This window comes from uncultured Rikenella sp. (genome assembly GCF_910577125.1).
In the GTDB taxonomy this organism is placed as follows: Bacteria; Bacteroidota; Bacteroidia; order Bacteroidales; family Rikenellaceae; genus Rikenella.
Window position 1 is genome coordinate 1 of sequence record NZ_CAJTMN010000069.1, and the last position, 10,437, is coordinate 10,437.

The window sequence follows — 10,437 nt, forward strand, 5'->3', positions numbered from 1 at the left end:
TACGCATCCTAAAGCTGCCGGCGGCCCAACTCCCGGACTTTCTTTGGGCCGGGAGTTGTAGCGCGCTTAATGCAATCACAACCTTTGGCGCGCTACAACCCCGACCCAAAAGCAATCGCAGAGACTGAGGACTGCGGAGCCTAAGGAGTAGCGTAGCTATCTAAAAGTCTTTTGGGTACCTTTTGCCCGAAGGCTTCCTCGCGCTAACTCGGCATAGCCCGCAAGCGGTCTCTGCTCGCGTAACGCCGCTCGGTTCTTCAGAAAAGGTACGGTTCCCTGCGGGTAGACACAGCAAAACGAACAATTATTCATCGAGGAGTGAGCGTTTGCGGAATCGCCACGCCACCGAGTAGAGCACACAGAGCCCCAGTACCAGCAGCGACAGGCGAGCGATGTAATCCCCGCCCCGGACATACGGCGTCAGCGAGTCGTTCGACCGGATGTCGCCCGCCAGCAAGTCCCGTTCGTCCCAGTGGCTGCGGTCGAGCACCTCCCCCCGTTGAGAGATGAAACCCGAGATGCCCGTGTTCGCACAGCGGGCGATCGCCCGGCGCGTCTCGACCGCCCGCAGCCGCGCATAGCTGAAGTGGTGCCGGTAGCCCGGCGTGTCGCCCCACCAGCCGTCGTTCGTGATGACGAACATCACCTGCGCCCCGCGGCGGACGTATTCCGTGAAAAATTCTCCGTAGACCGACTCGTAGCAGATCGCCACCCCAGCCCGTCTCCCTTCGGGATTGACGATGAGCGTTCGGTGCTCCTGCATCCCCAGTGAACCCGAGATGCCTCCGAGGTCGATGTTCAGAAACTTCAGCATGCCGAACACCTTCGGATAGGGAAACAGCTCCGCCCCCACCACCAGCTTCGATTTGTGATAGACCTGCACGCTCGAATCGGCCGCCGAAATCCCCAGCGCGCTGTTGTAGACGTCGTACGAGATGCCCCACATCGGGTCGGTGCGCGTCCACCGCCGGTGTGGCTTCCCCTCCTCATAGCGCAGCAGCGTGGTCGCCCCCGCCACCAGAGTCGCCTCCGGAAAACGCCCCATGAACCGGCGCAAGGTGTCGATTTCGGCGTTGTTGTCCAGATCGTTCAGCCAGAAATCGCCGTCGAAAGCGGTCTCCGGCGTCAGGATGAAATCCACGTCGCGCGGAGATTCGGCCGCCAGATTGAGGATGATATCACGCTGCTGTGTCGGGGTCAGCCCGCCGAACTTTTCGTTGTACGGGTCGATGTTCGGCTGCACCACCGCCACTCGTACCGCCTCTCCGCCCTCTTTGTAAGTAGCGTAGCGGATCAGCGAGGCCCCGACCGGCAAGGCTACCCACAAAATCGCCGGCAGTGCAGCCCGCCACCGTCCGGTGCGCCGGTTCTTCCAAAACCGGTAGAAGAGGATATTTCCCACCAGCACCCACAGCGAACCGCCCAGCGCGCCGGTCAGTTCATACCACTGCACGACCTGCGGGGTGTCGGCGAACCCGTAGCCGAGCGTCAGCCACGGGAACGAGATTTCGTTATTGAGAAAAAGGGTCTCGAACGTAATCCAGAGCGTGACGAACAGCGCCCACCCGATCGGACGGGGCACCCGGAACCGCAGCCAGTGGAAGAGCAGAAAAGGGAGCAGGGTGAAGAACAGGCTCCCGATCGGGATGCCGAACGTGGCCACCGGGGTGGCGATCCCCACCCACCACGTGGTCGAGACGTTCCACAGGGTGAATGCCGCCAGCGCCCAGAGCCAATAGAACCGGGGCCGCTCGTCGCCCAGCACGAACAGGGGCACGAAGGCGAAAAAAAGGCTCCACCCGCCGCACCCCCACCACGGCAGGGCGAACAGCAGGGCGGAGAGCAACGTGAGGAGGATTTTTCTCAGCATGTCGGTCGATTTTCTTGGCGGTGGATTAACGGATGCCGCGGCGGTTGAGCTCTGCGGCATAAGCCGCGGCGTTGCGGCTGTGTTCGGGCAGCGTGCGGGCAAAGGCGTGCCGTCCCGAGAAGTCCGACTGGGCGCAGAAATAGTAATAGTCGTGTCGTTTGTCCGGCTCCGCGTAGGCGAGCGTCGCGTCCAGAGCCGCGATCGACGGCACGCAGATCGGCCCCGGCGGCAGGCCGGCGTATTTATAGGTGTTGTACGGCGAATCGCACTCCAGGTGCTTGTGCAGCACGCGCCGGATGGTCGGATCGCCCACGGCGAATTTCACGGTCGGGTCGGCCTGAAGCAGGATGCCTTTCCGCAGCCGGTTGATGTAGACGCCCGCCACCTGGGTCATCTCGCCCCGGAAGTTGGTCTCCTCGGCGACGATCGAGGCGATGGTGGCGATCTGTTCCGGCGTGTATCCCAGCTCTGCGGCTCGTCCCCGCCGTTCGTCGTTCCAGAACCGGTCGTGCTCTTTCTGCATCCGGGCCACGAACTCGCGCGGGGTCATCGTCCAGTAGACTTCGTAGGTGTTCGGGATAAAGAGCGACGGAAAGGTCGCCCGGGTCAATCCGGTCTCGGCGATGACCGCCGGGTCGGTCAGCGTTTGCAGGATGGTCGCCGAGTCCGCCTCGATGTATTTCGAGACGACGCCGGCCAGCCGGTCCATCGTCCGGATGTTGTTGAAGGTCAGCCGTACGGGGGTCTGGCGTCCGAAACAGAAAGCCGAAAGGGCCGTCCGATAGGTCGCCCCCTTCTGCAAGGCATAGTGGCCGGCCCGAACGGTGTCGCGGTCGAAAGCCCGGGCGTATGCGATCCATTTCCGGCCGTTCCGCACGTAGCCGCTGTCGACCAGCATCCGGCTCAGGGCTCCGAACGTGGTGCCGGTGGGCACGTTCACGGCGCCGTTCCGGACGATGGCGGTGCCGAACCGGTAATCGTATTGTTTCCATCCGACGATGCCGCCGAGAACGAGCAGCACGGCAACCAGTACGAGAAGAACGGCGACCAGTTTCCGGCGGCGCGAGGCGTCCGGATGTCGATGAGGATGGGTGGAGGTCATGGACGAAAAAACAGGGTTCTTGTGATGGTTCAAAGATAGGGAAAAATCGAAAATCGTCGGAACGGGTTGGGTAAATCGCGAAAAAGGTTTACTTTTGCGCCGTGGGTAAGTCTTGTACGACCAGCTCCTGCTGAATCCCCCAGGGCCGGAAGGCAGCAAGGGTAGGCGGTTGTAGCGGTGCGATGCAAGTAGCTTACCCACTTTTTGTTTTTCGGAGCGGGTGGTTCTCTTGGAAAGGTTTTGTTGAATTTTACCTTTTATATTATATTTTGTGTGTCAAATGATTGAAATCGGTGGCAAATGATTTATTAATCCTTTAAAAAGAGAGATGAAAAAAACATCTAAAAAGATCGTCTTGGGAGTATTGGGTGGTTTGTTGGTGGGTGGCGCGTATTTGAATTATCGAATGGCGCAGCCGAAGCAACCGATGTCGGACTTGACATTGGCTAATATTGAGGCAATGGCCGTGCCCTTTCGTCCAGGGCTAGATATGGATCCGGATAATCCAGAGGGTTGTGTGGCGATGGCATCTTGCAAATCAGGTGGAACCATAACATGTCATGGTCAAATGTCCTGTCAGTCGGCTGTATCTTCTGATGGATATAAAACGGTGATTTGCGATGGAGTCGCGGGTTCCGGTTGTTACTAAATTCTAAATTAAATGAATCTCCCCTGTTTATCTGAACAGGGGAGATTTAATTCGTTGGGATATGAACAGTAAATTCTACATCTTATTAGTGTGGATTTTTTTGTCGGTTTCGTGCTCTGATTCGGAAAAGCGAGAAATTGTTGATCTGGTGTCGGATAAAGTGATGAATCAATTGTCCGATTCGTCGTTTTTTAGCGATATTCCTTGTATCAGTGAATACGATGGAGGCATTTATATGGCTGACAGGAAGCGCTGTCAGATATTTCGGTTGGATTCGAACCTGAATCTGTTGAAGACGATCGGCATGCAGGGGCATGGGCCTCAGGATTTTGGTTATATCGAGCATTTTGTGATCTCGAAGGATACCATTTTTGTCGGGGATGTGACCAAAATGCGGATTCTGCGTTTTACGACCGACGGGCAGTTCTGCGGTTCTGAAAGTCCGGAAAGGAAGATACCGCTCAATTACCGGTTCGCTATGAATACCGGCAATCTCTTTTATACTTATCCGGAAGGAGTTGCCGGGAAAACTCTGATAGATTACAATCGTAAATCAGGGCAATTGAATTGGTTCGGTCAGACTGTGGATTTTGGGCATCCGAATAAAACAAAACGACAAAATGAACGGAATGTCCACCTTTGGGGCAATGGGTTGATTGTAGTTCCTGTGTCTATTCCTGTGATTGAAATCTACAATGTGGAAAACCGGAAGTTGGAACAATCGGTGGATATTTCTTCGGTGCCTGTGGTGCAGGCTATGTATCAGAAAATGGTCAATGATCGGGCGATAGCCTCATCGCCTGATAGCTTTTATCTGATATTTTTAGACTCATACCTGCATAAGGATGCTTTGTATATCCTCTCTTCTGTTTATGTGAATGATAAATTGGACCATTCGGCGTTGTTGGAGTTTGATTTGTCGAACGGAGGCGCAGAATGGGTGCGGCAGTATGATTTCCCGGATTGGGTGTTGAAAACTTGTGTAACCGACGACTATATTTACGGATTTGTGCCGCAGTCGTCGTCGATCAAGCGGTATCCGCTTCCGAAGCATTAACTGTCCATGTTCCGAAATCTTATATTTTTGCTGGGCGCAGGATTTTTGTGGGCTTGCGGCGGCTCTTCTCGTTCGACTGTCGGTGAGCAGCACGTTCAGGATACGGCGTACCTGCAATACGAGGCGATGATCCGTGACTTTCTGGTGGGGAAGCGAATCTCTTCTCTGGCCAGGATAATGGCCCCGGACGATGTACCGTCGGATAATTGTGTGTTGCTGATTTACCACGGCATGGACTGCGGCAGTTGTCTGGATGCCGGCTTCGCCTCATTAGGGCGGCTGCGGGACAAAGGGGTGTCGTGTGTCGCGGTGGCTATCGATGCCAATGTCTCAGAGGTGCAGCAACGTTATGGCTATTATGATTATATTTATACCGACCGGGGAGACTTGCTCCGCCGGGAGTTGAAGTATGTCAATACCCCGATTTTGTTATTATTGGACGATTCGCTTCAGATCGTCGATATGTATAAGCCGGCGAGTGGTACGGAGGTGCCCGCGGCACGTTTTGAACAAACGGCTTGTGTGGTGCGGAAGGGTGACAAATAACGTCAAAAGCATGAAGATTCATCGTTTGCAGAAATGAGAAAAACTATTCCGTTTTTATTTGTTTGCGTGTTGCTGGCTGGGTGCCGGCAGGGAGCGGTGCAGCGGTATGAACCGATCTCGTTGGAAGAGGCGGAACCGCTGGCCGGAACGGTGCTCTGCGACTCGATTGCTACGACCGGAATGGTCGATATGCAGGTAGTCGGCGAGCATATCGTGCTGGCCGGTTTCCATCCGGACTACCGGTGCTGGCTGTTCGACCGGCAGGGAGGGCTTCTGACCCGCTTCTGTGCGGGGGGCAAGGGCCCCGGAGAGGCCTTTCTGATCAATACCGTCGGCCGGGGAGAGCGGGAAGACGAAATCTGGGCTTATGATCCGCAGTTTCAGAAACTGCTTACGTTTTCGATCGATTCATTGTTGAAAGGCAATGCGCGGGCGACGGGCGAAGAGACGCGTTCCGAAGCCATACCGATGAATCACGTGACTAATCTCTGGCGGGTGCCTGCCGGGAGGCTGGCATTGGGTGGCAATGGCGTCAAATCGACGAAACGTCCCGAACGGTTCGCGCTGGTCGACCGGCAGGGCGGAGTGATCGGACGATACGGCGAGGTGCCGGCCGGAGAAGATACAGTCGGCATGAAAGTGGCTTTCAACCAGCCGCACGTTACGATTTCGCCCGACGGGACGAAGATGGCGGACGGGAGTATGTTCGGGGCGATTCTCGAAACGTTCGATATCGACGGCCGGATAGAACTGCGGTGGGTGGCCTGTTTCATCGAACCCGATTTTCCGCATACCGACGACGGCCGGATTACCTCGTTCGAGGGGGTGACCTTCGGTTTCGGAGCCTTGGCATCGTCCGATCGGCGTATCTATGCCTGCTACAACGGGACGAACGATCCGGCGGCGATGACGCATATCGCGGTTTTCGATTGGGACGGGCGGCTCGAAAAGCTGTATAAGACCGACTTCCGGTTGGATGCTTTGTGCTGCGATCCGCAGACGGAGACGTTGTACGCTGTGGGGGTGGACGAATCGGGCGAGTTCCGGCTCGTGCGGTTCGACCTGCCGGACGGTGAATAGCGGCGCATTGCGCGACGTGCCATTAGGAAAAGAAGAGGCCTTGCATGTCCCGGCCGGGGCGCGCAGGGCTTTTTTCGCAGGAGGCTGTCGCCCCGTCGCTAAAATGTGATAACTTTGTACCGTATGATTATCAAGCTCTATCCCGAGAATCCCAACGAACGCACCGTCCGGCAGGTCGTCGACATGCTGCGAGGCGGCGCCGTGATCGTCTATCCGACCGACACGGTCTATGCCTTGGGGTGCGCGCTCGATCAGCCGAAAGCGATCGAGCGGCTCCGGACGATCCGCGGCGGAAAGGACTCTATGGAACTCTCCATCGTCTGCTCCGAGATCGGCGAGGTGGCCGAGTATGCCAAAGTGGACAACCGGGTCTTCAAGCTCCTGAAACATAACCTGCCGGGGCCGTTTACCTTTATTTTGCCCGCCTCGTCGCGGATTTCGGACAAGGTGATGGTGGGACGGCGGACGGTCGGCGTGCGGATTCCGGACAACTCCATCGCGCAGGCCATTGTGCGGGAGCTTGGGATGCCGCTCGTCACTGCCTCGGTGCGGACGGACGATGTGGGCGACGAGATCGAATACATCACTGACCCGGAACTGATCCGGGAACGGTATGCCGCGGTGGATGCCGTGGTTGACGGCGGGATGGGCGACGTGCATGCCTCGACCGTGGTGGACTGCACGCAGGACGGCGAGGTCGAAGTGGTGCGGCAGGGATTGCGGGAACTGGAATTTTAATCGGACTCATCGATAATTATGGAAGAACAGGAACGTCCGCAGGAGGCGGAAACCGGCACCGACCGGCGGCTGCCGGGGCCCGAGCCGGACTGGAAACAAAAATACCGGGCCGAATGGCTCACCGGCGGCTTGGTGTTGGGGCTGGCTCTGTTTGCGATGATGGGGCTGGAGTATCTTTTGCGCGAGGTGCGGACGGGGTGGATCGGGCTGTTGCTTTCGATCGTTCCGCTGGTCGTGCTGATAACCGTGCTGGTCACCTACGGACGGCGCGCGGCAGCGTTGCGGGGGCCGGGATTCACCTACGGAAAGGCCTTCGGATTCTCGTTGTGGATCTGTCTGTTGAGCGGAATTATCTACGGAACGGGGATGTTTCTTTTGCTGGAGGTGGTCGATCCGGTCTATTTCGGGCGGACGCTGGAACAGGCGCTGACGATCTATCTCCGGGCCGGCATGCTCACGGTGCAGGAGGGGCGCGAGGTGATGGCGATGATGCACAGCCTGCCGTTTATGGTCGTCGGCGGAATGTTCGCGATGGTGCTTCAGGGCGGTTTCGTGGCGTTGTTTACTTCCGCGGTCGTGCGGTATCGGGTTAATCAATAAGCAATCGGGAGAGTTATGGATATATCGCTGGTCATTCCGGTGTATAACGAAGAGGAGTCGCTCGTGCCGCTGATGGAGTGGGTGGCGCGGGTGATGGCGGAGCACGGTTTTACGTACGAGGCGATTTTTGTGGACGACGGCTCCACGGACGGGTCGTGGGCGGTGATTACGCAGCTCAGGGAACGGTATCCGGAGGTGCGGGGGATCCGGTTTCGCCGGAATTACGGGAAGTCGCCCGCTTTGTACTGCGGATTCGACGCGGCGCAGGGCGACGTGGTGATTACGATGGACGCCGACTTGCAGGACTCGCCGGACGAGATTCCGGAGCTCTACCGGATGGTGACCGCGGAGGGCTACGACCTGGTGTCGGGCTGGAAACGCAAACGGTACGATCCGGTGGGGAAGACCCTGCCGTCGAAGTTCTTCAACTGGACGGCGCGGCGCGCCAGCGGAATCAAGCTGCATGACTTCAATTGCGGACTCAAGGCCTATAAGAAGAAAGTGGTCAAGTCGATCGAGGTCTACGGCGAGATGCACCGCTTTATCCCGATACTGGCCAAGCAGGCCGGGTTCCGGCGCATCGGCGAGAAGGTCGTGCAGCACCGGGCGCGGCAGTTCGGGGTCTCGAAATTCGGCTGGGAGCGGATGATCAAGGGCTATATCGACCTGCTGACGGTGCTCTTCATGACCCGGTTCGGGCGTCGGCCGATGTATATTTTCGGCGGACTCGGCACAGTGATGTTTTTGGTCGGGCTGGGGATCACCGTCTGGCTGATCGCCGAAAAGCTCTGGCTGCAGGGGCAGGGGCTGCCGCTGCGGCCGGTGACCGACCAGCCGTTGTTCTATATCGCTCTGCTGGCGGTGGGGTTGGGGGTGCAGACCTTCCTGGCCGGCTTCCTCGGCGAGATGGTCAACCGCTCGGCGCCGGAGCGGAACCACTATCTGGTGGACGAGCGGCTGTAGCGGCAGGAGACGGTTTTTATCCCTGCGGATGAAGAAACGGGCCCCAAAAATTGCGCAGATTTGAAAAAATGATTAAAATTGCACTCGGATTCGGGGAGTCTCTCCCCGGCGACGGCAACGGATTCTTGAACAAACACAATAAAAACTCACAACTATGTCTAAAATCAAAGTAGGTATCAACGGTTTCGGCCGTATCGGCCGCTTGGTGTTCCGGGCTGCAATGACCAAAAGCGACATCGAAATCGTTGGGATTAACGACCTCGTGCCGGTGGACTATATGGCGTATATGCTCAAATACGACACCATGCACGGGCAGTTCAAAGGTACCATCGAGGTGAAAGACGGGAAACTGGTCGTGAACGGCAACGCCATCCGCGTGACCGCTGAAAAAGACCCGGCCAACCTGAAATGGAACGAAGTCGGTGCCGAATACGTCGTTGAATCTACCGGGCTGTTCCTGACCAAGGAACTTGCTGAAAAGCATATCCAGGCGGGTGCGAAACGCGTCGTGATGTCGGCTCCGTCGAAAGACGACACCCCGATGTTCGTGATGGGGGTTAACAACAAGGAATACAAAGGGCAGACCATCGTGTCGAACGCTTCTTGTACGACCAACTGTCTGGCGCCGATCGCTAAGGTGCTGAACGACAAGTTCGGTATGGTCGACGGGTTGATGACCACCGTACACTCGACCACGGCTACCCAGAAGACCGTAGACGGGCCGTCGATGAAAGACTGGCGCGGCGGACGGGCTGCTTCGGGCAACATCATCCCCTCTTCGACCGGGGCTGCCAAGGCGGTAGGTAAGGTGATTCCGGCGCTCAACGGGAAACTGACCGGGATGTCGCTGCGCGTGCCGACGCTGGATGTTTCGGTAGTCGACCTGACTTGTAACCTGGCCAAGGATGTGACCTACGACGAAATCTGCAAGGCTATGAAAGAAGCTTCGGAAGGCGAACTCAAAGGTATCCTCGGGTATACCGAAGACGCTGTCGTTTCGAGCGACTTCCTGGGCGATGCACGCACTTCGATCTTCGACGCAAAGGCAGGGATTCAGCTGACTCCGCGCTTCGTGAAGGTCGTTTCGTGGTACGACAACGAATGGGGCTACTCCAATAAGGTGGTTGAACTCATTCAGCACATGAACACGGTTAAGTAGGCGTTTGCCTTTCTACTTTAGACTTAGAAGAGGGCATCTTGAATTACTCAAGATGCCCTCTTCTTTTTTTCTTGGTGGAGGTGCTTTCTTATTTCTGATAGAGCAGGGCAGTCGCATAAACCGCCACTCCCTCCTCCCGGCCGGTGAACCCGAGCCGTTCGGTGGTCGTCGCCTTGACGGACACCTCATCAATGGCGATCCCCAAGATCGGAGCCAGCGTCTCCCGCATCCGGTCGATATAGGGCCGTAATTTCGGTGCCTGTGCCAGTATGGTGCAGTCGACGTTTCCTATCTCGAATCCTTTCTCGTGCACCAGCCCGACACATTTCCGTAACAGAATCTTGCTGTCTATCCCTTTGAATGCTTGTGCATTATCCGGGAAATGCAGTCCGATATCTCCCAAGGCGAGGGCGCCGAGCAGGGCGTCGCACAAGGCGTGGATCAGTATGTCGCCGTCGGAGTGAGCCACAAAGCCTTTATTATGTTCAATACGGATGCCGCCTAACCACATGGGCAGTCCCTCTTGCAAGGCGTGCACGTCGAATCCGTTCCCGATACGTATCTTTTTCATCTTTATTTCGTACTTTTAACCTTTCGATTATCTGTTTTTGCCCGGGAGGGTACTGTTCTCTTTGTGAACAAAGAGAACCAGAAAAACTTTAGAGGATGCTAA

Annotated in this window: 11 protein-coding genes and 1 other RNA gene; 9 read left to right on the forward strand and 3 right to left on the reverse strand. The window is 56.8% G+C overall.

Going from position 1 to position 10,437, the window contains the following annotated elements; translation table 11 throughout:
- Positions 1 to 304: 304 nt before the first annotated feature.
- Complete coding sequence (gene lnt, locus QZ292_RS07575; RefSeq protein WP_294600127.1) at positions 305 to 1,870, reverse strand: apolipoprotein N-acyltransferase; 1,566 nt, start codon at positions 1,868 to 1,870, stop codon at positions 305 to 307.
- A gap of 25 nt (positions 1,871 to 1,895) precedes the next feature.
- Positions 1,896 to 2,972, reverse strand: a complete 1,077-nt coding sequence (gene mltG / locus QZ292_RS07580; protein ID WP_294600130.1) for an endolytic transglycosylase MltG — start codon at positions 2,970 to 2,972, stop codon at positions 1,896 to 1,898.
- A gap of 103 nt (positions 2,973 to 3,075) precedes the next feature.
- Between mltG and ffs the strand changes: the two genes are divergently transcribed.
- From ffs to gap, 9 genes are all read left to right on the forward strand, one after another.
- Positions 3,076 to 3,174: signal recognition particle sRNA small type (ffs, locus tag QZ292_RS07585), an RNA gene on the forward strand.
- Between the two features lie 126 nt (positions 3,175 to 3,300).
- Positions 3,301 to 3,621 (forward strand): hypothetical protein, encoded by a 321-nt coding sequence (locus tag QZ292_RS07590; RefSeq protein WP_294600133.1) that lies wholly within the window; start codon positions 3,301 to 3,303, stop codon positions 3,619 to 3,621.
- A 61-nt stretch (positions 3,622 to 3,682) separates the two neighbouring features.
- Positions 3,683 to 4,678: a 6-bladed beta-propeller gene (locus QZ292_RS07595; RefSeq protein ID WP_294600137.1), complete on the forward strand. Its 996-nt coding sequence runs from the start codon at positions 3,683 to 3,685 to the stop codon at positions 4,676 to 4,678.
- Positions 4,679 to 4,684: 6 nt separating this feature from the next.
- A complete protein-coding gene (locus QZ292_RS07600) occupies positions 4,685 to 5,224 on the forward strand; it encodes a hypothetical protein (protein ID WP_294600140.1) in 540 nt (179 codons plus the stop codon).
- Between the two features lie 33 nt (positions 5,225 to 5,257).
- Positions 5,258 to 6,304, forward strand: a complete 1,047-nt coding sequence (locus QZ292_RS07605) for a BF3164 family lipoprotein (RefSeq protein ID WP_294600143.1) — start codon at positions 5,258 to 5,260, stop codon at positions 6,302 to 6,304.
- Positions 6,305 to 6,427: 123 nt separating this feature from the next.
- Complete coding sequence (locus tag QZ292_RS07610; protein WP_294600154.1) at positions 6,428 to 7,042, forward strand: L-threonylcarbamoyladenylate synthase; 615 nt, start codon at positions 6,428 to 6,430, stop codon at positions 7,040 to 7,042.
- 18 nt (positions 7,043 to 7,060) lie between these two features.
- Complete coding sequence (locus QZ292_RS07615; RefSeq protein ID WP_294600146.1) at positions 7,061 to 7,642, forward strand: DUF4199 domain-containing protein; 582 nt, start codon at positions 7,061 to 7,063, stop codon at positions 7,640 to 7,642.
- 15 nt (positions 7,643 to 7,657) lie between these two features.
- A complete protein-coding gene (locus QZ292_RS07620; RefSeq protein ID WP_294600148.1) occupies positions 7,658 to 8,605 on the forward strand; it encodes a glycosyltransferase family 2 protein in 948 nt (315 codons plus the stop codon).
- A gap of 154 nt (positions 8,606 to 8,759) precedes the next feature.
- Complete coding sequence (gap, locus tag QZ292_RS07625) at positions 8,760 to 9,764, forward strand: type I glyceraldehyde-3-phosphate dehydrogenase (protein ID WP_294600150.1); 1,005 nt, start codon at positions 8,760 to 8,762, stop codon at positions 9,762 to 9,764.
- An 88-nt stretch (positions 9,765 to 9,852) separates the two neighbouring features.
- On the opposite strand, the gene ispF is transcribed toward gap, so the two are convergent.
- A complete protein-coding gene (gene ispF / locus QZ292_RS07630; RefSeq protein ID WP_294600152.1) occupies positions 9,853 to 10,335 on the reverse strand; it encodes a 2-C-methyl-D-erythritol 2,4-cyclodiphosphate synthase in 483 nt (160 codons plus the stop codon).
- Positions 10,336 to 10,437: the final 102 nt, after the last annotated feature.